Genomic DNA, 25,131 nt, shown 5'->3' with positions numbered 1-25,131 from the left:
GAAATCCGCAGAGTCCTAGGAATTCGGTGATGTTGCCGCTGACTATCCGGGCGGCATGCTGCGGCCCGACCGCGTCGACGACAGCGGCCAGCGACTTCTCCGAATAGCCGTAGGTGCTCTCATTGTGCGGATAGTCCGAGGACCACATGACCTTGCCGACCCCGATGCGATCGATCAGTTCCAGTCCCAGCGGGTCAACCATGAACGATGCGCTCATGTGCTTGTCCCAGTAGTAGCGAACGTCATGCTCGAGCGGCCGATTGAACATGTGCTGATAGGACGCCACCAAATGCTCAGCGTCCTGTAGTGCCCAGGGCACCCAGGCGATGCCGCCTTCGAACCAGCCGACCCGCAAACCCGGATGCTGGTCGAGGATGCCGCCGAAGATGTACTTGGAGAACGTCTCCCGGAATCCGTCGATATTGATCATCATCCCGACGACGACGCTGTTGAACTCACAGGGGCTCTTGGGCGGGGTCTCGCCGATGTGGTGGGTGATCGGCATGCCGGAAGCCTCGATCTCGTCCCAGACTGGCCGCATGGTCGTGCTCGCGTAGTCGATAGGGTTGCCGTCGTCGTCCTTGCCCGGGTTTAGCGGCATCAAAAAAGTCTTGAGTCCAAGCGATTTCAGCTCCTCTAGGGTGCGGCGGGTTCCGTCGGGGTCCCACCAGTTGATCAGCCCGGCACTGTAGAAGTGACCGGCGGAGCGCTCCTGTAGTTCGGCGATGTACTCGTTGTAGATGCGGAATGCGAGTTCCCGAAGCATCTTGTCCGGGTAGTGAAAGAGGGCGAGCACCGCGTTGGGAAACGCGAGCTCCTTGTCGACCCCGTCCTCACGAAGTTCCTGGATCCTCGCCTCGATGTTGGTGCTGGCGGCCCCGGGCAGGTCGTCGTATTGCATGAGGACCGCGCTGAAGTCGCCCGGAAGGAACGACTGGCCCTTGCGCCCGACCTGAAAAGCACCGTCTTCGTACTAGATACGCGGTGCCTTGTCCTTCAGATCGTCCGGGAAGCGCTCATAGAAGATGTCGGCGGCCAGCGATATGTGATTGTCGGCCGAGAACACCACCGTGCCCTCGGGCAGCCCCACATTGATGCCGCTGGCATGTCCCCGGCGATTCTTGGGTGCTCCAAAGCCTTCCGGCGGGTAGAGCGAGACGGAGCTGGTTGGGGCCGACATCATTGATCCTCCATTCGGATCCGGGTTAAGACAGTGGTCACCAGGTCACGGGTAGTTCATAGACCCCATAGGCCAGGCGGTCGTCTTTGAACGGGACGTCTTCGAGCGCAGTGGCCAGCGTCAACGTGGGGATGCGCTGCAAGAGAGTGCGGTAGACAATCTGCAACTCGGCGCGGGCGAGCTGTTGGCCGACGCACTGGTGCCTGCCGTAGCCGAAGGCGACGTTGCGCTCGGCGCCCGCGCGGTGCAGATATAGCCGATCCGGTTCGGTGAACGCGTGCGCATCCCAGTTCGCCGGAGCGAGATCGATGATGATGCCTTCGCCGGCGCGGATGGTTTCTCCGCCAATGTGAATGTCTTCGTGGGCGACCCGGCGCTGGCCGTTTTGAATGATGCTGAGGTAGCGCAGCAGTTCCTCGACCGCATTCGCGACGATCTTGGGGTCGTGGGCATCCCGCAGAATCCCAGCCTGGTCGGGGTTCACCAGCAACGCGAGCACGCCAAGACCGATCATGTTTGCGGTGGTCTCGTGTCCGGCGATCAGCAAGCCGGTGCCCAACTGGGCGGCCTCCTTGACGCTGAGCTCACCGGCCTTGACCCGCTCGGCCAGATCGGAGACCGCGTCTTCGGCCGGGTTCGCCATTTTGGCTTCGACCAGCTCAGCCAGATACTTGTGCAGGCTCATCGCGCCTTTGACGGTGTCCGCACCGGTCGCGTACCGGGCCAGCCCGACATTGGCGTGGTGCTGAAACATCTCGGCGTCCTCGTAGGGCACCCCCAGCAGTTGGCTGATCACCAACGACGGCACCGGCAGGGCCAGTTTGGCGACAAGGTCGGCTGGCTGCGGGCCGGCCAGCATCGCATCGATGTGCTCGTCGGTGATCTGCTGGATGGTGGGGCGCAGTGCTTCCACCCTCTTGAAGGTGAACGGTTTCGACAGCATCCGCCGAAATCGGGTGTGCTCCTCGCCGTCGGCGGTGAACACCGACCGGGGACGCTTGTGAACGGTCGACAACATGCCCGCATTCCAGTGCGGGAAGCCCGGCAGCCGATCATCAACGCTTACCCGTGAGTCGGAAAACAGCTCGCGCACTTGCTCATATCCCGTGATGAGCCACGGTGTGCTGCCGTCCCAGATGCGCACCCTGGTTAGCGGCTTAGCTGCCGCCAGGGACATGACTCCTGGCGGCGGGGCGAACGGACAGCCCGCGGACCGCGACATCGGATAGTCCGGGATTCCCGCCGCCGTCTCGGGGCTGGGGCTTGCGAGCGTGTCGGACACGGTCACTCCTCGATCTTGATTGCCATCGCCGGGCAGGACGCGGCCGCCCTGCGGGCACCTTCGGCGAGCTCAGCGGGCGGATTCGCGTTGAGCAGGACGACCACACCGTCCTCGTCCCGCTGGTCGAATATCTCGGGTGCATTCATCACGCAGTTGCCCGACGATGCGCAGATGTTTTCATCGACAATCACTTTCATCTGCGCCCCTTCTCACTCGCGCGCTGTCACAGGCGCCAGCCATAGGCCAGTTATCGCGTCGATCAGTCCGGTCGCGGCCTCGCGCCAGGAGGGTCGCGGCACCGAGGTGCCCGCGGCAAGCGCACGTTCGAGATCGGCACAGGTGTGCATCAAGAGGTTGCGCGCCATCAGGTTGCGTTCGTAGCGCACGTCGACCGGCAGATCCGGTAGACAGCTGTTGATGCCGTCGATGACCTGAACCAGCGACGGCGAACTCAGCGCATCTTTGACGATGATGTTGTGGTAGGCGGGATCGGTCATCGCCTGCGCGGCAAACCGTGCGTACCAAGTCGGATTACCCAGGACCGCAAGGTGTTCGGTGAGCGGGCGGACCAAACACGCCACCCAATCCCACATCGTCGCGGCCGCCCCCTTGGCGGCGGCCGCTGCCACCATTTGCTCGCGAAGCCGCTCGATCGGTACGCGATGCTTCTGCTCGATAGCGCGAACCAGATCGGTCTTGGTGCCGAAGTGATACCCCACCGCGGCGTTGTTGCCCTGCCCCGCCGCCTCGCTGACCTGGCGGTTGGAGACCGCGAACACACCGTGCTCGGCGAACAGCCGCTCGGCCGCGACCAGGATCGCCTCTTGTGTGGAGCTGGCCCGTTCACCGCGAACGGCCCTGCCAACGGCGGTCATGATGCCTAGTCAACCGCGCATCGAGGCATTAAGTCAAGCGATTGATTTAAATTGCTGGCGCCGGTCGACCCGGGAATCGTCCCGCCGCCCTACCTGCTGCGGCGAATCACCTTGCCCGCCACCGTCCCACCATCCACGGGAAGAACGGTCCCGGTGACATATCGCGACCGTTCACCGGCGAAGTACAACGCCGCTTCGGCGATGTCCTCGGGCGTGCCCTCCCGCTTCAGCGGCCGGTCCTCACGCATGGTCTGGCGAATCTGCGCGGTGAACCGCTCGACTTGCTCTTGATCCAGTCCCGCCGCCGACGAGGCCAACAGCGGGGTGGGGATGTTGCCGGGCGCGATCGCATTGACCCGAATCTCGTAGTGCGCCAGCTCGATCGCCGCCGACTTGGTGAATTGAATCACCGCCGCCTTCGACGCCCGATACGTCATCACTCCCCCGCCTGCCTGAATCCCGCCGATGGAGGTGAGATTGACGATCGATCCTCCGCCGTGGGCGGCCATGTGCCGGGCGGCATCACGGGTGCCAGCCATCACTCCCAGCACGTTGACGGCCATCACGCGGTGGAAATCGGCCAGGTCATCATCGAGGAATCTGCGGTGCATGGCGCCGGAGACACCGGCATTGTTCACCATCACGTGCAAGCCGCCGAAGTTGTCGACGGCGGCGGCCACCACCGCCGCGACCTGTTCGGGTTGGGAGACGTCGGTCCGACAGAACATGGCATCGGCGCCCAGCGCGGCCGCCAAGGACCCCCCACGCTCCTCTTCGACGTCGGCGATCACAACCCGCGCCCCCTCGGCGATAAACCGCGCCACCGTGGCGCGCCCGATCCCGGAGGCCCCGCCGGTGACAATGGCTATTTTGCCGGCCAATTCGTCGACCACAGAACGAGTTAATCCGCGCGAGCCAGGTTAAGTCAAGCAGTTGATTTAGTTCCCATTGCTGTCACCCGGAGCCGTCATCACCCTGACGCCCCCCGGCGACCCGCCAAAACCACGGACTTTCCCTGTTTCATCGGCCCGAAAACGGAGGATGCTGGATTGAGCAGTTCCATCACGCGGACCGGGAGGGGCTTGACCATGAAGATTCTGGTTATCGGTCGCAGCGGGCTGATCGGATCGCAAGTCGTCGCCCAGTTGACCGGGCTAGCACACCAGGCCGTCGCTGCGTCGCCGCGCTCGGGCGTCAACGCGCTCACCGGCGAGGGGCTGGCCGATGCCGTTGCCGGAGCCGACGCGGTGGTCGACGTCTCCAATTCCCCCTCCTTTGCCGACGACGACGTACTGCATTTCTTCACCACATCGACCAAGAACCTGCTCGCGGCGGAGCAAACAGCGGGCGTGCGCCACCACGTCGCGCTGTCCATCGTGGGCACCGACCGGGTGCCCAACAGCGGCTACTTGCGGGCCAAGTGCGCCCAGGTGAAGCTGATCAAGGAATCGGATCTGCCGTATTCCATTGTGCGGGCCACCCAGTTCTTCGAATTCGTGCTCGGAATTGCCGATTCGGCCACCAATGGTGACACCGTGCGCCTGTCACACACCGCGGCCATCCAGCCGATCGCGGCCAGCGATGTGGCAACCGGCGTCACTCGAGCTGCGATCAGCGATCCGCTCAACGGGACCACCAACATCGCCGGCCCGAACAAGTTCGGCATGGACGACTTCGTCCGCATGGGGCTTGCCGCACATGGCGATTCCCGCCAGGTACGCACCGATCCCAACGCCCGCTACTTCGGCGCGGTGCTCGATGGGCACAGCATCGTCCCCACCGACGGCGAGGATGTGACCATCTACCCCACCCACTTCAGTGACTGGCTGGCCGCTGGCTAGACCTGCACACTAGGCCACTGCGGCGGGGCCGACTCGGGGTTCCTGCGCGCGACTAGGCCGCCTGTTGGCAGAGCTGCGCCGGTGGATGACGCCGGCTCAGTCGCTCGGCGCGCGTCGCCTGCCGGTCCAGCTGATACAGGCCGGCCACCGTCGCGAGACCGATCAGAATCAATCCACCCCAGACGATTTCATCGGCGCCAAAACGGTGTGCCACGCTCATCAGCGAGCCCACCGCAAGGTTGCCGACCAGGATTCCGACGCCGACTATCGTGCTGTAGAAGCCATAGTTCGTCGCCACGAGTTTGTCTTCGGCCAGCACCACCACGGTGCGCATTTCGAAGGGAAACAACGCCGCCGAAGCGACAGCGAGCAAACTCGCAGATACCAACAGCGCCGCGACCGCGGCACCGGTGCCGAAACGTTGCGCGTTAGGCACCATCGCAAGCGGCACGAACGCCATGGCCAAGATCGCAGCCCCGACCACCAGGCTGCGACTTACCCTCCAGTGCGCCGCGAACCAGCGGGTGATGCGTAGCTGGCCGGCGATCGCGATCAGCCCGGATACCGCGAACATGGCCGCAACCAAAACAGATTGGTGGCCAGGCGCCAGTAACGATGCCTGTATCGGCAGGGCGAGGTAGACCTGGAACGACAGCACGTAGGCACCCGTCATGGCGGCCGCGAAGCCCAGGAACGAGCGGTTGCGCACAATCGCTTTCCAGCCCTGCAGAATCGACTCGTTCCTGGTGTCAGGGTCGGCCAGGTACTGGGGCAACGCCATCAGCTGAGCGGCCGTCAAGACCGCAAAGACGGCCGAGGCCCCCAGCACCGTCATCCGGAAATCTAGCGTCAGCAAGGCCAGCCCCACCAGCGGGCCCAGCAGGATCCCGGCCTGATAGAAGATGTTGAACGTCGCAAACGCTTCGAGCTTGCGATCACCGGAGTCCGCGGCCACATAGGCACGCACCGCGGGGTTGAACAGCGCTCCGGCGAAACCCGTTGCCGCCGCGGCAATCAGCACACTAGGCAGCGACCGTGCGACCACCAGTAGCGCAAACCCACCGGTACGGATCAAACAACCGGCAACGATCAGCGGTTTGTAGCCGAACCGGTCGGCCAGCGTCCCACCCACAAAGAACATGCCCTGTTGGGAGAAGTTGCGCACGCCCATCACCAAACCCACCGCCCATGCGGCCAGACCGAGCGGTCCCGCCAGGTAGTCGGCCAGGTATGGCATCAACATATAGAAGCCGACGTTGATGCCGAACTGGTTGATCATCAGCACCCGGCTGGGCCGGTTGAAGCTGCGGAACTGCGCCAGGAAGCCCATCACGCCGCTACCTGGGTCGGGTCGATCACCGTCGCGCTACGCGTCCAACGTTGCACCACCGCGGCCGAGGGAGAGGCGATCACCTCCGGCTCGGTCGCGGGTCGCTGACCAAGCAGCCCGTGCTCGTTGCAGTAGTCGTCGCTGTAGACCGTGTCGAAGTAGCGCTGGGCACCGTCGGGAAACACCGCGGCGATAGTGATGTCCGACGGCAAGGTGCGCGCGGCCCATCCGGCGACCACAGCGACCGCTCCGACGCTCCATCCGCCGCTGGCGTAGTGGGTAGCCGCCATGGACCGGCACGCCCAGACGGCTTCGGCGGGGGCAACCCAGTGCACTTCATTGAAGGCGCTGTAATCGACGTTGCGTGGAAAGACGCTCGACCCCAGCCCGCGCATCAGCCTGCTCGACGCGGGCTGACCAAAGATTGTGGAGCCGATGGTGTCCACACCGATCAGCCGCATGGCGGGATTGAACTCTCGGAGCACCCGCGCAACACCCGATGAATGGCCGCCAGTTCCCACCGAGCACACCAGCACGTCGACTCGGCCGAGTTGAGCCGCCATCTCGAGCGCCAGCGGCCGGTAGGCGGCGACGTTGTCGGGGTTGCTGGATTGGTTGGGATTCCAGGCACTGGGGTCAGCGGCCAACAACTGCGCAACTCGGTCCTTGCGAGCTTGTTGCCAGCCCCCGACCGGGTGCGGTTCGGTCACCATGTCGACGCGGGCGCCATAGGCGGTCATCATGCGCGTGACGATCAGTTCCTGTCCCGGATCGATGAGCAGCGTGACCGGATGGCCGTAGACGGAACCGGCCAGCGCCAGGCCCAACCCCAGCGTGCCGCTCGTTGACTCGACGATGGCCGCTCCGGGGGCCAGATCACCGCGGGCGCGGGCCCGTTCCACCATGTGCATGGCTGGGCGGTCTTTCATGCCGCCGGGGTTGAAGCCTTCCAGCTTGGCCCAGAATCCACGATCGGCGCTGCCGACTGGACTCGCGTCCCCCGACACCCACAGCACCGGGGTGTTGCCGACCATGGCGCCCGGGTGCCGGTTACGACCGGGAATGGGGTGGTATCCCTCGGGAACAACACGGTACCGCTCCCGAGTCGGCCGCGGCCGCATCGAGGTCGGGTGTGAGCGGCCGGGAAGCGCTGTGGGTGAAACGTTCAGATTGTCGCCAGCGGAATTTGCTGCGTTTACCAAGGGCAAATTGGGGTTCATTGTCTCGTCGCTTCTGCATTTGGCCGCGATGGCGCTGCGGCAATTTGATGTGGGTCAGCGGTCCCCGGTCCGGGTTTGTCCCCATGACCTGGCGCTGACCAGTCAGCGACGAGCGCGGCAGTACCGGGTCAGCAGATCTTGACCCGCGCGAACATAGACTGGCACCGATGGCGGGCCACGCCCGGCCGGCACCACGAGATAGGTGAGAATGCCCGGAATCCCCGCCGCGGCGGCCACCGGAGCGGATTCGAACGACATCGTGGCCGTCCGGGGCAACACCGCCGTCGCGAATTGTTCCGGGCATGGAGGGGTCGAATTGTCCACGAGGTGCGCGTGGTCGGCGCTGAGCACAAACTCACTACCCACCGATGTTGCCAAGGGGTGATCGGAATGCGCCGGCTGCAAGTGCACCTGCGGCAACCAGCACTGCGCCGCGACCACCGCGGCGGCCCACGCCAAGGCCAGCGCGACGATCGCGGATCGCGTCCACACCACGCGGCGGCCTTTCATGCGGCTCACTATATACCCCCTACCGGTATAGCGTAAAGGGTGGGCTCCGGGTTGCGGGATGCCTGATGTCCTAGCAGGGTAAACAGGGTATATGCGCACTGCCGAATCGATCGAGACGAGGAGCGGTTAATGCCGGTACTGCCAACGGGCGGCCACCCATTCGGGAGCGCACAGCTCAGTAGGCGCGGCTTCATCGGCGCCGGCATCGCCGGCGGGCTGGCGTTGGCCGGTTGCGACCACTCGCAGACCACGCAGACCGGCGAAACGGCCATGGCCGATGCGATCGCGGCCGCCGAGCGAGCCCGTCCGCACACCGGGCGAACGGTTACCGCCAGCCTCACCCCGCAACAGGCACAGATCGATCTGGGCGGGCCGGTGGTGCAAACGTTGGCCTTCGGCAACACGGTTCCGGGACCGCTGATCCGGGCCAGCGTCGGCGACGAGGTGGTGGTCGCGGTGTCCAACCGGCTCGACCGCGCCACCTCCGTGCACTGGCACGGCATCGCGCTACGCAACGACATGGATGGCGCCGAGCCCGCGAACCCCAACATCGGCGCAGACCAGGACTTCACCTATCGGTTCTCGGTCCCGAATGCGGGCACCTACTGAGCACACCCGCATGTCGGCCTCGAGGACGACCACGGCCTGTACCTGCCGTTCATCGTCGACGATCCGACCGAACCCAACCGCTACGACTCCGAATGGATTATTGTCCTCGACGACTGGACCGACGGTGTCGGCAAGAGCCCGCAACAGCTTTTCGACGCCTTGGTGGATCCGAACAAGCCCCGCATGCGAGAACTCCCGGGGTCATCGACCGCTCCAAGCACGTCCACCAGTACGACGACCACCACGACAACTCCGACCACCAAAACCAGCACGACAACGACAACCACCGGAACCAGTAAGACATCTCCCACCACAACCACATCGGCGACGGGCAAGCCGGATGAAGAAAGCGGCGAAGTCGGGTCGAGCGACCTGCTCGGCGGAGATGCCGGGGACATCGCCTACCCGTACTACCTGGTCAACGGGCGAATTCCCGCGGCACCCACGTCGTTTAAGGCCAAGCCTGGCCAGCGAATCCGGATCCGCATCATCAACGTCGCCTCCGACACCGCGTTCCGTGTCGCATTGGCCGGGCATACGATGACCGTCACCCACACCGACGGCTACCCGGTGATTCCGGCCCAGGTCGACGCGCTGCTGATTGGAATGGCCGAACGCTATGACGTGATCGTCACCGCCGCCGACGGCGTCTTTCCGCTGGTTGCCTCCGCGGAGGGAAAGAACGCGCTGGCGCGTGCCCTGCTGTCCACCGGCTCCGGCACCGCACCGGACCCACAGTTTCGGCCCGCCGAACTCAACAAGCGGGTGGGAACGGTGGAAATGTTCACCGCCACAACGGCTGTCAACCTGGGCCGGCCCGACCCCCAGATGAGCCTGCCGATCACGCTGGGCGGCACGATGGCGAAATACGACTGGACCATCAACGGGGAGCCTTACAGCAAGACGCATCCACTGACCGTGCGCCTCGGCGAACGGCCAACCCTGATGTTCGACAACCCCACGATGATGTACCACCCGATCCACCTGCACGGCCACACATTTCAGATGATCAAACCCGACGGCACGCCCGGGGCACGCAAGGACACCGTTATCGTGCTGCCGGGGCAACAACTGCGGGCGGTGCTGGTTGCGGACAACCCCGGATATTGGGTTCTGCACTGCCACAACAGCTACCACCGTGAGGCCGGCATGATGACGCTGCTGGACTACATCTTCTAAAAGCAGGCCCCGACGCGGCACCCGGCGGGTTCAACGACTGAGAAAATCCAACATCAGCTCGTTGACGGTACCGGCCTGTTCGATCTCTGGACAGTGCCCGGCACGGTCGACAACCTGCGAGTGTCCGTTCCGGATCTGCCCGGCGATCTGCTCGCCCCAGCCGCTGGGAAGCAGCTTGTCGTTGCGCCCCTCCACCAGCATCGTGGGTACCGTGATGCGGTCATACCGGCGACTGCTGGACGGCGTAGCCGAGGGGGGTGCGCCGGGGCGACGAAAGCGGGCTGCTGCCAAGGCTTCCCACGCCCCCGGCGCGATACTCGAATCGTATCGGCGCTGCACATAGTCCATGTCGGCCGGATAGCGGGCGTCGTGAAATAGCGCTGCCACGATGCGCCGCATTGCCGGCAGGGTCGCGTCGTAGCTCTGTAGTGCGTCAAAGTGGCTGTTCTGCTGGATCTGCCCGCCGCCGCAGATGAGCGCCATGGTCCGCACAGGCAGCATCGGCGCGTCCGAGGTCGTGTCGGTCAGCAGCATGATGGCCCCCATCGAATTGCCCACGAAGTGCGCGGAGTCAACGCCGAGCACATCGCAGAACCTCGCCACATGGCGAATGCGCATTCCGCGGCCGTCGACGAAATCAACCACCTTGGCCGACTGCCCGAAGCCCAGGAGGTCGGGCGCCAGCACCCGAAACCGGCCGCCGAGCACGCCGATGTTGTGTTCCCAGGCAATTTCGGCGTTGGCCCCGAACTCGCCGCCGTGCAGCAAGACCACCGGGTCCCCGTCACCGGCCTCCAGATAGCTGGTAGGCAAGCCGTCGACCGCGACCGCGCGACGATGAATCCGCACTACTTTATTGCGATCGGGTTGACCGGCGAGCCTACCGCGCCGACAAATCGCAGCGGCGGCGCAACGAGCTGGAATTCATAAACCCCGTCGGCGGCGCAATCGGCGGCCAGCGCGGTCAGGTCCCAGTACTCGCCGAGCATCAGTCCCATGTCACGCAGGCACAACAGATGCAACGGCAGAAACAGACCATCGACGCCGGATACCGGATCTTCGACTTGCAGATTGTCGGAAGCGACCGCGGCAACCTCGTGATCGTGCAGCCACTGCGCGCATCGCCAATCCAAACCCGAGTAAGGCTCGGTCTTGTTTGCGGTCATGAGAAATCTCGTCCACCAACCAGTCCGGATGAGCACGATGTCGCCGGACTCGATGGTGACGCCCTGAGAGCGCGCCACGTCGTCGAGTTCTTCGGGAGTGATCGGGTTTCCGTGCTCCAAAAAGACCTCGGCTCCGCGATGACGCACCAGGTCGAGCAACACTCCGCGCGAGGTGATGCCTTTGACATCGACCTTGTCGATACCGCAGTGATAGGCGCCCAGGCTGGTCACCGAGTCGGCGGGGAAGCCGTTGTAGAGCTGGTCGTCGTAGTACACGTGGGACAGCGCATCCCACTGGGTGGCCGCCTGTAGCGGCATGATGATCATGTCATCGTTGAAGCGGAATGGGTTGTCGACCAGATACTTGCCCATCTCCCTCGCGGTCGGGTTCTGCTCCCACCCCGGCCCGTACTGTGCCAACGAACTGGCGTCGCCGCCGTCGATCGTCATCAGATGTATTGGATTGTGCCGGAAGCCGAAAGCACCCTGAGGCCCCGATGACCCGAAGTCGACGCCGAGCGCAAACACCTTTCCGTGCCGGACCAAGCTCGCCGCCCGCTGGACCTTCTCGGCGGTGATGAAGTTCAGCGTGCCCAACTCGTCAGCGTCGCCCCACCTCCCCCAGTTGCTGAGCTCCCGTGCCACACGTCGGAACTCAGTCATATCTGCCATCAGGCCCGTCCTTCCCCGAGTTCTCCAGCGATCGATGCCGCCACGTTTCCACCGTCAACCCATACGACCTGACCCGAAATATAGCTGGCTGCATGACCATTCAGGAACACCAAAACCGAAGCCTGTTCACCCGGAGTTGCGACCCGGCCCAGTGGCTTGGCGATATCGTCGAGAAACTCGGCTCCGTAGGCGGTTGTGAGCTGATCCAGGATCGGCGTCTCGGTCACCCCCGGCCCGGTGCAGTTGATGCGGATGCCCCGCGCACCGAGACCGACCGCACTTCGCATCGTGTAGAGGATCACCGCTTCTTTGGAGAGTTGATAGCCGGCGCCCAGCACCTCCAGGTGGCGTTTGCACCAGTCGATACCCTCGACCATCGTCGTGGTGTTCAACAACGGCGCCACGGCGCGATGGTGTTCGCGGTAGCCGGCGGCTGCCAGTGACGACACGCTCACAATCGCCGAACCCGGGCCCATCATCGGCAGCAGTGCCTCGGTGAGATGGCGTAACCCCAGGAAGTTGATCGTGAGGACCAGCAGCGGGTCACCAATTCCGGACGAAACACCGGCGATGTTGAACAACGCATCGACGGGCCCGCCGATGGCCTCGACGGCTCGATCGATGGACCCGGGGTCGGCGAGATCGATCTGGTGAAACTCGCTGATCTCATATCCGGGTTGGCGCTGGTCGAGTCCGACGACTTGCGCCCCGAGTCCGGTCAGCTGATGCACGGCCCGCTCGCCGATGCCCGATGCGCATCCGGTGACCACGGCACGACGGCCGTCATAGCGCCATAGCTGCTCGATCTGGGCCACCGGCCTTTCCCGATCCGCGTACCGTGCTGGTCGGCTACTTGCGTTGTTCCTTCAGGCGCTGCGCCGCTTGCACCCGGCCTTCGTTGATCTCCGCCATGGCCTCGGGAATCTCGCTGGCAGTGAACTTGCCACCGCGACCGGTGGGCAACCCGCCGAACGAGTAGGCCTCGTCGAACTGTGGCGCATTCGATTCCTGGCGCCGCGCCTGCACCTTCTCGATGGCAGGAGCCAGTCTCACGGCCTTGTCCGCCACCGTCTTCGCGTCGCGCTCGATGAACTCGGGCAGCACCTCCTTGCCCATCAACTCGATGGATTCCATGGTTCCCTCATGACTGCGCGGGTTGAGCAGCAGGATGATTTCGTCTACGCCGCTTTCCTCATAGCCACGCAGGAATTCGCGCACGGTGGCCGGACAGCCAATGGCGCCGCGTCCCGGGCCGTAAGCCAATGTCGGGTCCTTCTCGATCTCTTCGAGATACCGGGTCCACACTCCGGTACGCCCGGGCGTGTGAATCCCGGTCATGTAGTAGTGCATGATCCCGAAGGAGAAGAATCCGCCGCCCTGCCCCAGCCGTTGCAGTGCCTGCTCATCGGTCTTGGCCACCATCATCGACAGGTCACCGCCGATGGCCAGGATGTTGGGGTTGATCGCGGGGGTCACCGGCGTGCCGTTCTCTTCGAACTCCTTGTAGTACCCGTTGACTCGTTCGGTGAGCGGACCCGGTCCGGTGTAAGCGAAACTCATTGCACCGATGCACTTTTGGGCGGCCATCTGCACGGTGGCCGGGCGTGTGCACGCGACCCACACTGGTGGGTGCGGCTTTTGCATCGGCTTGGGGATCACATTGCGAGCCGGCATCTGGATGTGGTCGCCGGTGAATCCGGCGAACGGCTCCTCGATCATGCACCGGATCGCCACCTCGAGGGCCTCTTCCCATTGCCCACGCTTGTCGGCCGGATCGATGTTGAATCCGCCGAGTTCCCCAATCGAGGACGACTCTCCGGTGCCGAACTCGACTCGTCCGTTGGACAGCAGATCCAGGGTCGCGATGCGTTCGGCCACCCGGGCCGGGTGATTGACCGCGGGCGGCAGGTGCATGATCCCAAATCCCAGCCGGATGTTCTTGGTTCGCTGGCTGGCCGCGGCCAAGAAGATCTCCGGCGCGGTGGAATGACAGTATTCCTCGAGGAAGTGATGTTCGGTGAGCCAGACGGTGGAGAATCCGGCCTTGTCCGCGGCTTCGACCTCATCGAGGCAGTCCTGCAACATGATCCGCTCGTCGTTGGGCGCCCAAGGACGCGGTAGAGCGAATTCGTAGAACAGTGAGATTTTCATTGCTACCTTCCGTGGAAATGGGTGGTCGGTGTCGCGCGCCGCGCATCTAGCCGCGCGGCAAGGTGTTTGGCCGCCACAAAGCCAAAGGTCATTGCCGGCCCGATGGTTGCCCCCGCGCCGGCGTAGCTGCGGCCCATCACCGGGGCGGAGGTGTTACCCACCGCATAGAGTCCGCCCACCGTGGTGTCATCGGGCCGCAGCACTCGGGCATACTCGTCGGTGCGCAGACCGCCCGAGGTCCCCAGATCCCCGAGAACGATGCGAAATGCGTAGTAGGGCGGATCTCCGAGCGGATACAGGTTGGGGTTGGGCAGCGTCGGATCGCCGTAATAGTTGTCATAGACGCTGTCGCCGCGGTTGAAGTCGTCATCGTGGCCGTAGACGGCGAGTTCGTTGAACCGCTCGGCAGTCGCCTGCAGCTGCCCGCCCGGAACACCGATCTTGGTCGCCAACTCTGCCCAACTCGTTGCGGCTTTGACCACACCCGACTCCAGCCAGGCGGTTGGGATCTTGCGGCCGGTGGGTACCGGGGCCCCGGGAATCTTCGGTATCGGTAGATGACCGGCCACGACGTAGCGATTGAAGGAGCGGTGATCGGTGACCAGCCAGCACGGTATATGGGTGACACCGGATTTCTGGCCCGCGATCATGGCGTGACCGAAGTCCATGTATGGCGCCGCCTCATTGATGAAGCGCTTGCCCGCTCCGTTGACGATGAACTGAGCCGGCATCATTCGTTCGTTGAGCATGAATTGCATTCGGCCATCCGGCCATTGGATCGCCGGGAACCACCACGCCTCGTCCAGGAGGTCGGCGGCCGCACCCACCCGTTGGCCCGCGCGGATACCGCCTCCGAGTGCCGCGGGGTTGCCGAAACTCCAGTCCTGCTCCACCAGGGGTTGATGCTCTTTGCGCCAGGCCAGGTCGTGGTCAAAGCCGCCGGACGCCAGGATCACGCCGCCGCGCACTCCGATCCGTTCTCGGCCGCCCTCCGTTTGCACCACCGCACCGGTCACCGCTCCCCCGGCGTCGGTGAGCAGCTCCACCAGCGGCGCATCGAGCCACAGCGCGACACCTAGCTCCTTCATCGCCAGCCGCAGCCGTGCCGCCAGCGACTGTCCGATCGCCGCTATCTGCTCACCGAAGACTCTGGCCCGGATCATCCGGGTCACCAGTTTGAGTAGGACGGCCTTGCCTGCCCAGGACTGCCGGATGCGATAGAAGGACCGCAGTTCCTTGGGGCCCAGCCAGATTCCCCTGGGGGCCAGCGCCAGCGGTGTGAGCAGGCGAGGTTGGTCGTCGCCCAGCTTGCAGCAGATCGATGGGTGGCACGTTGATCGTGCTGCCCAGCACCGAGCCTCCCGGCAGTTCCGGATAGTAGTCGGCGTAGCCGGGCTTCCAGACGAACTCCAGCCAGGCAGACAGGCCTTCCAAGAACTCCAACATTTGTGGGGCCGAGTAGACATACTGCCGAATGCGCGCCTCGCTCACCAAGCCATCGGTGATCCGTCGCAGATAGCCGACCACGTCATCGGGGTTGGGCGAGTAGCCCGCCCGGCGTTGCGCGGGAGCCCCGGGAACCCAGATGCCACCCCCCGACAGCGCCGTGGAACCGCCAAAGCATGAGGATTTTTCGATGACCAGGGTGTCGAGTCCGCTCGACGCCGCGGTCAGCGCGGCGGTCATGCCCCCACCACCGGATCCGACCACGAGCACGTCGACCATGCGGTCGACGTCACCCCAAGGTCCGACAGTCATGGGATCGGTACCGCCGTCCGGATGGCGAATCCGGCGATCAGGTCGGCCGCCTGCTTGTAGTAGCGGACTTTCGTCTGATACGGCCCGGCCACCGCCATGGCGGCGAACGCCGAGATCCAGGTGCGTATTTCATGCGCCGAGCTGCCGCCTTCGTGGGTGACGAACGAGTTCGACCAGCGATCGAGGTCGCTGAGGTGTCCGTTGTCGATGATTTCCAGGAAGCGCTGGTCCCAAGCCGGATTGAGCGGCTGTAGGTCACTGTTTCCCGCCGCGAAGCTCTTGGCCGCTTCCATCACGACGGTCTGCCGGGCTTGCCGCTGTGCGGGAGTCAGAGGCTGGCCGTGCACGATGCGCTCCCGGACCTGCGGATCTGCGCTGTGCAACGTCGGCACCGGCGGACTATGGGAGAGCCCGCCCGATCCGATCACCAACACCCGCAGGTCCAGGGTTGACAAGAAAGTTCCTACCGCGGTGCCCAGCGCTCGGCACCGCCGCAGTGGGCCCAGCGGGGCGGCTATCGCGTTGATGAAGATCGGTATCACCGGGCGGGCGGTCGCGGTTCCGAACAACTTTTCCAGCGGCTGCACGGTCCCGTGGTCCACGTCCATGCTGGCCATACGGCCACGTCGACATCCGCGCCGAGCACCGCCTTGGCGCAGTCCGCTGCCAGGTCGGTAGGAACATCAAGCGCACCGATGTGGGTGCCGTAGTCCCCAACCGCACTGGCGTACATACCAATACAAAACGGGGGCATCGCTCGGTAGAAGAAGCCGTTGTAGTGATCCGGGGAGAAGATGACCACCAGGTCCGGGTCGTAGGCACGCACGAACTCGGCGGCCTCGGCAATGGCGGCATGGACCTCGTCAAGTAGGTCGAGCCGCGGCCCCGGTAGATTCAGCAGCGGGCTGTGGGACGTACAGCACAGAGCCAGAGCCATTTTCGGCGTCACCCCCTCCCGAAGCAAGCGAGAGGGCTGTGACCAGCGATCGGCTCAGGTCTGGGGCCAGCTGGGCAATGCAGGCGCCGGCGATGCAGCGGTCGGGACGCACGAACAACACCGATTCGTCGTGCGAGTCGAACCAGGCCTTGATTTCACCCGTACGGTCGCCGACGATCACCACGTCTGGGTCATCGTCGCCGGTCCAGTGCAGCTGGACCGCCGGGCGCGCGGCAACAAATTTGGCGCCCAACGCTTTCCACGTAGCAAATGCGGTATCCCCGAGAATCTTTCGCGGGTTGTTGTTGCAGCACAGCACGGCGAACCAGCCACCCAGCACGTCGTCCAGCAGGATGTTCTGCTGGCCGCAAGTGTCGACTCGAGGCTGGATGAACAACGTGCCGACCGGCGACCGAGGGCGCCGAGGCCGGTCATGCACGACGGCCCCAACCTCGTATCGCGGCATCGGCTTGAACCGCATCTCGAGTACGTAGCGCTTGAGCGAGGGCAGCACCGATGCGGAGCGCACCACCGCGTTGCGCACGGCCGCGATTCTGCGGTCGGTCGGCGAAATCACCCGACCCACCATGGTGGACAGGTCGATCATCGCCCGCGCGTGCTTGCGCCGCTCCAAATCGTAACTGTCGAGCAGCGCTTCGCCGGCCTGGCCCCGAACCACCGCGGCCAGTTTCCACCCCAGATTTGCCGCGTCGCGGATGGCGCTGTTGTAGCCCTGCCCTTGCCAGACCGGCATCAGATGTGCCGCGTCGCCGGCCAGCAGCAGACGCCCACTGCGGAAGGCACCGGCGATTCGCGAATGATGGGTGTAGACGCGGCGCCGGATCACCTCGACCCGTTCGGGGTGCGGTACCAGCCGGGCCAGCATTCTGGTCAGGAAGGCCGGATCGTCGGCCTGCTCGTCAGACTCATCGGCGTGAATCTGAACTCGAACCGTCGTATCCCGTGAGCGATCGAGATCGAGGCATACGGGCGGCTCGGGTCCGCACCCGCCTCGCTGTTCGGATGTCCCAGCGGGTCGTTGGCGATATCAACCACCAGCCATCGGGTAGGCGAGGTCGTGCCGTCGAAAGACACACCCATCATCCGGCGGGTGATGCTGCGGCCGCCGTCGCAGCTAACGACATAGCCGGCCCGCACCCGCCGCGATTTGCCAGAGTCGTCTGCTGCGGTACCGCACTCGACCGCTACCGCGGTTTCGGTCTGCACACATGAGGTCACCGGCCGACCCCACCACACCTCGACGTGGTCGAACCTGTCCAGACCACGGAGCAATTCCGCATCGACCAGCGGCTGCACGAATCCGTTGCGCTTCGGCCAGCCGAAACGCGCGTCCGGCGGGGCCATCTCGGCAAGGATCCGGCGCTTGGCATCGAAGCACCGCAGAATCTGGTTGGGCACCGTGTGCGGCAGGATGCCCTCGACCAGGCCGATCGACTGGAAGGTACGCAACGCCTCGTCCTCGAGCCCGACGCCGCGCGGATAGTCGATCAGCGTCGCGCGCTCCTCGATGACCAGCGTCCGGACACCCTGCAAGCCAAGGATATTGGCCAGGGTAAGGCCAACCGGTCCGGCACCGACCAGCAGAACATCAAAGTCGTTCTGTCGTCGCTTCCTAGACATCAGTGCCCCATCAGGAAGTCGAGATGGCGGTGATTGAAGGACTTGGCGTCTTCGTACTGCGGCCAATGGCCGCAACCCGACATCACCTCAAAGCGTGCGCCGGGAATCATCGATGCGATCCGGCGCCCCTCTGTCACGTCGGCCGTCGGGTCATGGCTGTTCCAGAGCACCAGCGTCGGCGCTTTGATGGCCCCGTACTCGGCCGGTCCCAGCAGGTTGCGGGCCCGGATCTGCGGATCCTGCAAGGCCATGATGTCGCGCATCGCGGCAACGAATCCCGGCTGGCGGTATATCCGTTGGCGGCTGGCCACCAGATCGTCGTAGTCCTTGGACTTGTCCGCCATCAGCCACTTGATCCGCGCCTGCACGGTCTCCCAGGTCGGATTCTCGGCGGCGGCCATCGAAAACGTAACGATGCGCGCCATCACCTCGGGATCCGCCTGAGAACCACCAGCGGTATTGAGTACGAGGCGTTCAACCGCTTCGGGATGATCGACGGCCGCGCGGGCCGCTACCCAGCCGCCCAGCGACTCACCGCTGATGCTTGCGCGTTGAGCACCGATGGCACGCAGCACCGCCATCAGATGCTCGACGTAGTGGCGGATTTCCAGTGGGTGACCCGGCTTGTCGGTGTAGCCATGGCCCAGCATGTCGATTGCCCAGGTCCAGAAGTGCTCGGCGTGCGCGGCTAGATTTCGGACGTATGCCTCGGCGTGACCACCAGATCCGTGCAACAGCATCAGTAGCGGCCGGTCCGGTTCGCCGGCACGCAGGTAGCGAGTCCGAACTCCCTGCGCGGTGGTGAGGTAGCCCTGCTCGAACATGACGCCCTGCAGGTCGCTCCACACGCTCTCGAAGTCCGTCACGGTTCCTCTCCGGGCCTGCCACTAGCGGAAATATTGTTCTTGTTTTTCAGAATCTTATTGTGCTAATATCGCATATTGATCTGCGATATATATAGAGCTTCGCTCTCGCATAGGGATGTGTCAAGACTGTGACGGGCTCGGGAGCGGGGTCGCAGACGTTGGCGCGGGGGCTCACCGCGCTGCAGTTGGTCGCCGCGTCTCCGGCGGGCCTGTCGATGCAGGAAGTTGCCGATCGGGTCGGGGTGCACCGGACCATCGCCTACCGATTGCTGCTGACGTTGACCCAGTTCCGGCTGGTGGCCAAGGGCGAAGATGGGCGCTTCCGGCCGGCAGCCGGCCTCGCGGTGCTCGGCGCGTCCTTCGACCACAACGTGCGCCAGCTCAGTCTGCCAACGCTGCGCGCACTGGCCGATGATCTGGGCACCACCGTTTCATTGCTGGTTGCCGAGGGCGACGAACAGGTCGCCCTCGCGGTGATCGTCCCCACCCAGGTCGCCTATCAACTCGCCTTCCACGAGGGCAGCAGATATCCCCTGGACCGCGGCGCGGCCGGCATCGCGCTGCTAGCCAGCATGGCCGCGCGCCCCGGGGAGCGGGAGCTGGTCGCCGCGACGCGCCGGCGTGGCTGGGTGACCACCTTCGGCGAGATCGAACCGAATACCTATGGGCTGGCCGTGCCGGTCAGGCGGCCGGCACCAGCCCCACCAACCTGCATCAACCTCATCTCGCATCGAGAAGACGTGGTGATGCGCGCGAAGGGCGCCGTCATCGACGCCGCGCGGCAGCTGTCCACGCAGCTGAGCTGAAGGGATACCCAATCATGTTGTGGAGTCAGACATTCGATGTCGTCGTGCTCGGTAGCGGCGGCGCCGGACTCACGGCAGCCCTGAGCGCGGCAGTCGCCGGCGCCACGGTGGCGGTGTTCGAGAAGGCGCCGACCGTCGGCGGGACCACCGCCGTCTCGGGCGGGATCGCTTGGATCCCCGCCCATCAGCGATCCCCCGACCGGGACCTCGCGGTCGACGATGCGTTGCGCTACCTGCGCGCACAGTCCTTGCACTCGATGGACGACGCCCTGGTCGAAACGTTTGTCCGAACCGGGGCGGCAATGCTCGATTTCGTCGAAAAGCACAGCGGCGTGCGTTTCGAGATCGCCGCCGGCTTCCCCGACTACCGGCCCGAGTTGCCGGGCGGACAACCGGCGGGCGGCCGGTCGCTCGGCCCGGCGGCCTTTGAACCAAGCCGCCTCGGCGAATGGGCCAGCCGAATCACCTCTTTCCCCCCGGATTGGTCCAATGTCGGCTTCGACGCCGAAACCCGGGCTCGGCTGCACGCCGGCGTCGAGGAATCCGAAGACCTGTGCGTGGCCGGTACCGCTCTGGTGGCCGGGCTATTACAGGGATTGCTGGACGTCGGGGTGACACCGCGCACCGACGCCGCGGCCGAGGAACTGGTGGTCGAAGACGGGGCGGTCGTCGGGGTCCGGATTGCCCAGTCCGGCCGCAGCATCAGCGTCCGTGCCCGCCGCGGTGTTGTCCTGGCAACCGGTGGATTCGAATGGGATCCCGTCCTGGTGCGGGCCTTCCTGCGAGGCCCCATGCACGGTGCGGTCTCACCGCCCAACAACACCGGCGACGGGCTGCGGATGGCGATGGCACGCGGCGCCGAGCTGGCCAACATGGGTGAAGCCTGGTGGGTTCCCATCGTGCAGATCCCCAACGACACCATCGATGGCAAGCAGCGCAGCCGCAGCGTGCGGCTGGAGCGAACCCGCCCGCGCAGCATCATCGTGAACCCGGCCGGGCAACGCTTTGTCAACGAGGCGTGTGACTACAACTCGATGGCCGGCGCCTTCCACTACCTCGATCCCAGGGGTGGCTACGTGAACGATCACGCCTGGATCGTGTTCGACTCGGCCCATCTGCAGCGCTACGGGTTCCTCGGGATCGAACCCGGCCAACCGGTTCCGGACTGGTTCTGTGAGTCGACCGACCTCACCGAGCTGGCCACTAAGACCGGTATCGACGCCGACGGCTTGGGGCGCACGATAGCGCGATGGAACCATAACGTCGCCTCCGGTACCGATCCCGACTTCGGTCGCGGCGCCAGCGCATACGACCGCTATTGGGGTGACGACCAGGCAACCACCCTTGCCGGCAAGACACTTGGCCCCATCGACAGCGCGCCCTTCTACGCGGTGCCGATCCGGGTGGGCGCCATGGGCACCAAGGGCGGACCGCGCACCGATCGCGACGGACGTGTCCGGCACGTCAGCGGAGGATCCGTACCGGGACTGTTCGCCGCCGGCAACGCTATGGCGGGAGTGACCGGGCGGGCATACGGCGGGGCGGGTGGAACAATTGGTCCGGCAATGGTTTTCGGCTATCGGGCCGGCCGCACGGCCGCCACCGGCGAATCGGCCGATGCGCCCTAGCGCCGTTTAGCCCTTCAGCGGAATGCGTACACAAACGTGGGTGCCGGTCGGTGTATTGAGGAAGACCAGCGATCCACCGGCGGCATCGACACGGGCCCGATGCGAGGCCAGACCGATATGCCCCTGGCCGAGGCGGCGCGCCATCGTTTCTCCGCTGACGCCGACGCCGTCGTCGGCCACATCCAGCACGCACACGCCGTCGGAGATGCCCAGAGCCACCGAAGCATTACGCGCCCGCGAATGCTGCACCACATTGGACAGCAACTCCCGGGCCACACCGAAGACGATGGGATCGATCTCGTCACGTATCGGATAGTCGACATCGTCGGTGATCCTGATGCCCGAACGTTGGGCGTGAAAGGAGGCCAACTGTTCGACCGCCGCACCCAGGCCGACCTGTTCGAGAACGGCCGGATGCAGCTCGAAGGTTGCCTGCCGCAGCAGATCCGACGCACTCTGCAGACCTGCCAGTGCGGTGCTCACTCGTTGGTCGTGGGGGGCGGCGGCCCGCAATTCGATCAGTTCCTGGCGCGCGGCCAGCACGTCCTGCAGCGGCCCATCGTGAATGGATTCCGAAATCCGGCGTTGCAGCACTTCCGAAGCTGTCATGGTCTGTGCGAGCAACTCTTCACGTATCACGCTCAACGTCGCTACCGAACGGGCGTGCCGTTCCTCGCTGCGGACCACCATCAATGCGGTGGCACAGAGGAATGCGTAGAGCCCGAACCGAAAGATCGCCTCGGGCCAGCCATTCATCCGAATCACCACCGGATCCTGAGCCAACGCCAGGGCGAATCCAACCAGCGTCAATGCCAGCACCACCGCGGCCCGCCGCGACGAAATGTCGAGGGCAACCAGCACCGGCAACAGCGTCATGATCAGCAGCGAATAGATGCCGTCGGTGGACAGCAACTGAAAGCCGGTCAGCGCCAACACATCGACGGCGGTGAAGGCGAGCGGTTCGTATCTGGCGATGTTGGCAAATCGGTCCAGGCTGACCATCGGCCGCGACCGTCGAAACGCCAACGCCAGCGCCCACAGTGCGGCAAACGCGTAGACACAGATCAAGGCCGTCTGCGCGCCCCATTCCCGGCGCGGCGTACCGACCAACATGGCGGCAACCATGAACAACACAACCCCGATCCGAAGCACGGAGCCGATGCGGTAAGCGCGCAGCTGGTGTGTTCGGCGCACCCGAGCCAGTTCTGCGTCGCTGGTGACCACCACAGGAACACCGTACAGACGGCACGAACCGACCAGCTGGCCATAATTTGCACACGACGGGTTCGGCGACCTTTCTGTGCGCCGCTGCCCGAGGCTCTGACCAGCAGATTCGTCCTGGCGCCGGCAGCTAGGAGCAAACTGTCGGCGGTCGGCTTGGCGTTGCCTGGAATTCGTCATCGATCCTGCTGAACCACCCGCTAAACTCAGGCCATGGTCGGCGCGCCATGGATGTGACTAAAACCGAGAAAGTGCGAGTGGTAGTCGGTGACGACCACCCGCTCTTTCGTGAGGGTGTGGTACGCGCGCTGTCGTTGAGCGGTTCGGTCAACGTTGTCGGCGAGGCCGATGATGGCGCGGCGGCGCTGGAACTGATCAAGACGCACTTACCCGACGTGGCCTTGCTCGACTACCGGATGCCGCGGATGGACGGCGCGCAGGTCGCTGCGGCGGTGCGCAGCAATGAGCTGCCCACTCGGGTGTTGCTGATCTCGGCGCACGACGAATCGGCGATCGTGTACCAGGCGCTGCAGCAGGGTGCCGCCGGTTTCTTGCTGAAAGACTCGACGCGTACCGAGATCGTCAAGGCGGTACTCGACTGCGCGAAGGGCCGCGATGTGGTGGCGCCGTCGCTGGTCGGCGGGCTTGCCGGAGAGATCCGCCAGCGTGCGGCACCCATGGCTGCGGTGCTCAGCGCCCGGGAGCGCGAGGTGCTTCATCGCATCGCCAAGGGCCAGAGCATCCCCGCGATCGCCGGCGAACTCTACGTCGCGCCGTCGACGGTCAAGACCCACGTGCAACGGCTATACGAGAAGCTCGGCGTCAGTGACCGAGCGGCCGCCGTCGCCGAGGCGATGCGGCAAGGGCTTCTCGACTAGTTGCGCCGGCGGGCGGGTGCCGATCCGGCGCCGGCGAAGGCACCGACTTCAAGGGCAGTTCGACGCACACATGGGTGCCCGCCGGGGCATCGAGAAAGACGAACGTTCCGCCAGCCGCGTCGACCCGCGCCCGATGCGAAGCCAGGCCGATATGTCCCTCACCGAGACGGCGCGCCGCGGTACCGCCCGCGATGCCCACCCCGTCGTCAGCCACGTCCAAAACGCAAGCTCCGTCGGTGATCCCAAGGCTGACCGACACATGTTTGGCCTGTGCATGGTGCACCACGTTGGACAGCAACTCGCGTGCCACACCGAACATGATCGGGTCGATCTCGTTGCGGATGGGGTAGTCGACGTCGGTGCTGACCTCGATGCCCGATCGGCGCGCAGTGAAGGTCGCCAACTGTTCCACGGCCGCACCCAGGCCAACCTGTTCGAGGACGGCCGGGTGCAGCTCAAAGGTGGCCTGCCGCAACCGTTCGGAGGCACTTTGCAGGCCGGCCAGTGCGCGCTCCACCCGATCGTCGCCGGGCCAGACGCTCTGCAAGTCGACGAGTTCCTGGCGCGCGACCAGCACGTCCTGCAGCGGGCCGTCGTGAATGGACTCCGAGATCCGGCGCTGCAACACCTCCGAGGCCGTCATCGTCTGGGCCAGCAATGCCTCTCGCAACGCGCTCAAACCCGCGACCGAGCGAACACGGCGCTCCTCGGTACGGACCACCACCAATGCGGTGGCGCACAAAAACGCGTAGAGCGAGAACACAAACACGGAATCGGGCCACCCCGCGTCGCCGAGCAGCACATTGTCATGAACCCCGGCGATGGTGAACCCGACAATGGTGAATGCCAGCACCACCATCGCCCGTCGTGACGAAACGTCGACGCCCACCAAAATCGGCAGCAAGGTCATCATCAATAGCGGATAGATCCCATCGGCCGACAAGAGCTGAAACGCGGTCAGCACCGCTATGTCGACGGCAGTGAAGGCCAGCGGTTCCCAGGACCGGATGGTGACCGCTCCGCTGGCCGCCACTCGCCGCGGTGAAAACGCGAGCAGCAGGGCGCCCGCCGCGGCCAGCACGTACACCACGACCAACGTGATTTGCTGGGCCCATTCGTGCTGGGGAGTGCCGATGAGCATTGCGCCGATCAGGAACACCAAGACCCCGAGGCGAAGCACCGAGACAAGCCGGTAGGAGCGCAGTTGATGCAGCTTGTGCACCCGCTCCAGCTCAAAATCGCCGGTCATCCCCACCGGAACACCGTACTCACAGCGGCAGACACCTGCCAGACTCGGAGTCGCCCAGCGCACCCCGGCTCTGCCAAGCCAGGCACGCACCGGTCCACCTCCGGACCAAAATGCGAGTCGTGCGGGCTGCGA

General features: G+C 64.9%; 18 protein-coding genes and 5 pseudogenes. 5 read left to right on the top strand and 18 right to left on the bottom strand.

From position 1 onward, the window contains the following. Positions 1-10: 10 nt before the first annotated feature. From MMSP_RS06405 to MMSP_RS06385, 5 genes and pseudogenes are all read right to left on the bottom strand, one after another. Positions 11-1,069: pseudogene (locus tag MMSP_RS06405) on the bottom strand (amidohydrolase family protein); the annotation flags it as partial. Between the two features lie 148 nt (positions 1,070-1,217). Beyond that, positions 1,218-2,402 carry a cytochrome P450 gene (locus MMSP_RS06400; RefSeq protein WP_223161692.1) on the bottom strand — a complete coding sequence of 395 codons (1,185 nt, stop codon included), beginning with the start codon at positions 2,400-2,402 and terminating at the stop codon, positions 1,218-1,220. A 62-nt stretch (positions 2,403-2,464) separates the two neighbouring features. Continuing rightward, entirely contained in the window at positions 2,465-2,659 is a 195-nt protein-coding gene (locus MMSP_RS06395) for a ferredoxin (RefSeq protein WP_011738685.1), read from the bottom strand. A gap of 12 nt (positions 2,660-2,671) precedes the next feature. Then, entirely contained in the window at positions 2,672-3,337 is a 666-nt protein-coding gene (locus MMSP_RS06390) for a TetR/AcrR family transcriptional regulator (RefSeq protein WP_020785938.1), read from the bottom strand. An 89-nt stretch (positions 3,338-3,426) separates the two neighbouring features. Next, entirely contained in the window at positions 3,427-4,230 is an 804-nt protein-coding gene (locus MMSP_RS06385) for an SDR family NAD(P)-dependent oxidoreductase (protein ID WP_020785937.1), read from the bottom strand. Between the two features lie 195 nt (positions 4,231-4,425). On the opposite strand from MMSP_RS06385, the gene MMSP_RS06380 reads away from it, so the two are divergent. After that, positions 4,426-5,178 carry an SDR family oxidoreductase gene (locus tag MMSP_RS06380; protein WP_020785936.1) on the top strand — a complete coding sequence of 251 codons (753 nt, stop codon included), beginning with the start codon at positions 4,426-4,428 and terminating at the stop codon, positions 5,176-5,178. A gap of 52 nt (positions 5,179-5,230) precedes the next feature. Here MMSP_RS06380 and MMSP_RS06375 read toward each other — a convergent pair whose 3' ends face one another. The 3 genes from MMSP_RS06375 to MMSP_RS06365 form a co-directional block, all read right to left on the bottom strand. Beyond that, positions 5,231-6,508, bottom strand: a complete 1,278-nt coding sequence (locus MMSP_RS06375; RefSeq protein ID WP_020785935.1) for an MFS transporter — start codon at positions 6,506-6,508, stop codon at positions 5,231-5,233. Beyond that, positions 6,508-7,629, bottom strand: coding sequence for a PLP-dependent cysteine synthase family protein (locus tag MMSP_RS06370; RefSeq protein WP_086085237.1), 1,122 nt, complete (start codon positions 7,627-7,629; stop codon positions 6,508-6,510). The genes MMSP_RS06375 and MMSP_RS06370 overlap by 1 nt, the downstream gene beginning before the upstream one ends. Positions 7,630-7,830: 201 nt before the next feature. Next, positions 7,831-8,238, bottom strand: a complete 408-nt coding sequence (locus tag MMSP_RS06365; RefSeq protein WP_223161693.1) for a hypothetical protein — start codon at positions 8,236-8,238, stop codon at positions 7,831-7,833. 129 nt (positions 8,239-8,367) lie between these two features. On the opposite strand from MMSP_RS06365, the pseudogene MMSP_RS29745 reads away from it, so the two are divergent. Further along, positions 8,368-10,026, top strand: a pseudogene (locus tag MMSP_RS29745) (multicopper oxidase family protein). Between the two features lie 30 nt (positions 10,027-10,056). Here MMSP_RS29745 and MMSP_RS06355 read toward each other — a convergent pair. The 8 genes and pseudogenes from MMSP_RS06355 to MMSP_RS06320 all read right to left on the bottom strand — a co-directional run bounded on the left by MMSP_RS06355 (position 10,057) and on the right by MMSP_RS06320 (position 19,217). Continuing rightward, positions 10,057-10,875 (bottom strand): alpha/beta fold hydrolase, encoded by an 819-nt coding sequence (locus MMSP_RS06355; RefSeq protein WP_020785931.1) that lies wholly within the window; start codon positions 10,873-10,875, stop codon positions 10,057-10,059. Beyond that, on the bottom strand, positions 10,875-11,864 hold the full coding sequence (locus MMSP_RS06350; protein WP_020726620.1) for a cyclase family protein: 990 nt from the start codon (positions 11,862-11,864) through the stop codon (positions 10,875-10,877). Before MMSP_RS06350 ends, MMSP_RS06355 begins: the two co-directional genes overlap by 1 nt. Beyond that, positions 11,864-12,679 carry a coniferyl-alcohol dehydrogenase gene (locus tag MMSP_RS06345; protein ID WP_020785929.1) on the bottom strand — a complete coding sequence of 272 codons (816 nt, stop codon included), beginning with the start codon at positions 12,677-12,679 and terminating at the stop codon, positions 11,864-11,866. The genes MMSP_RS06350 and MMSP_RS06345 overlap by 1 nt, the downstream gene beginning before the upstream one ends. Positions 12,680-12,713: 34 nt before the next feature. Beyond that, positions 12,714-14,015, bottom strand: a complete 1,302-nt coding sequence (locus tag MMSP_RS06340; RefSeq protein ID WP_020785928.1) for an LLM class flavin-dependent oxidoreductase — start codon at positions 14,013-14,015, stop codon at positions 12,714-12,716. 2 nt (positions 14,016-14,017) lie between these two features. Next, positions 14,018-15,773, bottom strand: a pseudogene (locus MMSP_RS06335) (FAD-binding protein). Then, positions 15,770-16,710 (bottom strand): annotated as a pseudogene (locus tag MMSP_RS06330) (3-carboxyethylcatechol 2,3-dioxygenase). Before MMSP_RS06330 ends, MMSP_RS06335 begins: the two co-directional pseudogenes overlap by 4 nt. After that, a pseudogene (locus MMSP_RS06325) lies at positions 16,637-18,351 on the bottom strand (bifunctional 3-(3-hydroxy-phenyl)propionate/3-hydroxycinnamic acid hydroxylase). The pseudogenes MMSP_RS06330 and MMSP_RS06325 overlap by 74 nt, the downstream one beginning before the upstream one ends. Beyond that, positions 18,351-19,217 (bottom strand): alpha/beta fold hydrolase, encoded by an 867-nt coding sequence (locus MMSP_RS06320; protein WP_020785921.1) that lies wholly within the window; start codon positions 19,215-19,217, stop codon positions 18,351-18,353. The pseudogene MMSP_RS06325 and the gene MMSP_RS06320 overlap by 1 nt, the downstream one beginning before the upstream one ends. A gap of 128 nt (positions 19,218-19,345) precedes the next feature. Here MMSP_RS06320 and MMSP_RS06315 point away from each other — a divergent pair, with 128 nt between their 5' ends. Both MMSP_RS06315 and MMSP_RS06310 read left to right on the top strand, forming a co-directional pair. After that, positions 19,346-20,023: an IclR family transcriptional regulator gene (locus MMSP_RS06315; protein ID WP_015357205.1), complete on the top strand. Its 678-nt coding sequence runs from the start codon at positions 19,346-19,348 to the stop codon at positions 20,021-20,023. Positions 20,024-20,037: 14 nt separating this feature from the next. Further along, positions 20,038-21,651, top strand: a complete 1,614-nt coding sequence (locus tag MMSP_RS06310) for an FAD-dependent oxidoreductase (protein ID WP_020785920.1) — start codon at positions 20,038-20,040, stop codon at positions 21,649-21,651. 6 nt (positions 21,652-21,657) lie between these two features. Here MMSP_RS06310 and MMSP_RS06305 read toward each other — a convergent pair whose 3' ends face one another. Then, entirely contained in the window at positions 21,658-22,878 is a 1,221-nt protein-coding gene (locus tag MMSP_RS06305) for a sensor histidine kinase (RefSeq protein ID WP_036426254.1), read from the bottom strand. A 221-nt stretch (positions 22,879-23,099) separates the two neighbouring features. On the opposite strand from MMSP_RS06305, the gene MMSP_RS06300 reads away from it, so the two are divergent. Further along, positions 23,100-23,750 carry a response regulator transcription factor gene (locus tag MMSP_RS06300; protein ID WP_015357207.1) on the top strand — a complete coding sequence of 217 codons (651 nt, stop codon included), beginning with the start codon at positions 23,100-23,102 and terminating at the stop codon, positions 23,748-23,750. Here MMSP_RS06300 and MMSP_RS06295 read toward each other — a convergent pair. Further along, complete coding sequence (locus MMSP_RS06295) at positions 23,695-25,005, bottom strand: sensor histidine kinase (RefSeq protein ID WP_020785918.1); 1,311 nt, start codon at positions 25,003-25,005, stop codon at positions 23,695-23,697. The two genes, MMSP_RS06300 and MMSP_RS06295, sit on opposite strands and share 56 nt — an antisense overlap. Positions 25,006-25,131: the final 126 nt, after the last annotated feature.

The organism is Mycobacterium sp. 012931, from assembly GCF_000419295.1.
Classification (GTDB): Bacteria; Actinomycetota; Actinomycetes; order Mycobacteriales; family Mycobacteriaceae; genus Mycobacterium; species Mycobacterium marinum.
This window is presented reverse-complemented; position numbering and strand designations above follow the sequence as displayed.

Excerpts from the sequence above, each read along its gene's own strand:
- MMSP_RS06350 (WP_020726620.1), bottom strand. The coding sequence starts at position 11,864 with ATGGCAGATATGACTGAGTTCCGACGTGTGGCACGGGAGCTCAGCAAC.
- MMSP_RS06390 (WP_020785938.1), bottom strand. The coding sequence starts at position 3,337 with ATGACCGCCGTTGGCAGGGCCGTTCGCGGTGAACGGGCCAGCTCCACA.
- MMSP_RS06310 (WP_020785920.1), top strand. The coding sequence starts at position 20,038 with ATGTTGTGGAGTCAGACATTCGATGTCGTCGTGCTCGGTAGCGGCGGC.
- MMSP_RS06340 (WP_020785928.1), bottom strand. The coding sequence starts at position 14,015 with ATGAAAATCTCACTGTTCTACGAATTCGCTCTACCGCGTCCTTGGGCG.
- MMSP_RS06400 (WP_223161692.1), bottom strand. The coding sequence starts at position 2,402 with ATGTCGCGGTCCGCGGGCTGTCCGTTCGCCCCGCCGCCAGGAGTCATG.
- MMSP_RS06375 (WP_020785935.1), bottom strand. The coding sequence starts at position 6,508 with ATGGGCTTCCTGGCGCAGTTCCGCAGCTTCAACCGGCCCAGCCGGGTG.
- MMSP_RS06395 (WP_011738685.1), bottom strand. The coding sequence starts at position 2,659 with ATGAAAGTGATTGTCGATGAAAACATCTGCGCATCGTCGGGCAACTGC.
- MMSP_RS06300 (WP_015357207.1), top strand. The coding sequence starts at position 23,100 with ATGGATGTGACTAAAACCGAGAAAGTGCGAGTGGTAGTCGGTGACGAC.
- MMSP_RS06365 (WP_223161693.1), bottom strand. The coding sequence starts at position 8,238 with ATGAAAGGCCGCCGCGTGGTGTGGACGCGATCCGCGATCGTCGCGCTG.
- MMSP_RS06370 (WP_086085237.1), bottom strand. The coding sequence starts at position 7,629 with ATGCGGCCGCGGCCGACTCGGGAGCGGTACCGTGTTGTTCCCGAGGGA.
- MMSP_RS06380 (WP_020785936.1), top strand. The coding sequence starts at position 4,426 with ATGAAGATTCTGGTTATCGGTCGCAGCGGGCTGATCGGATCGCAAGTC.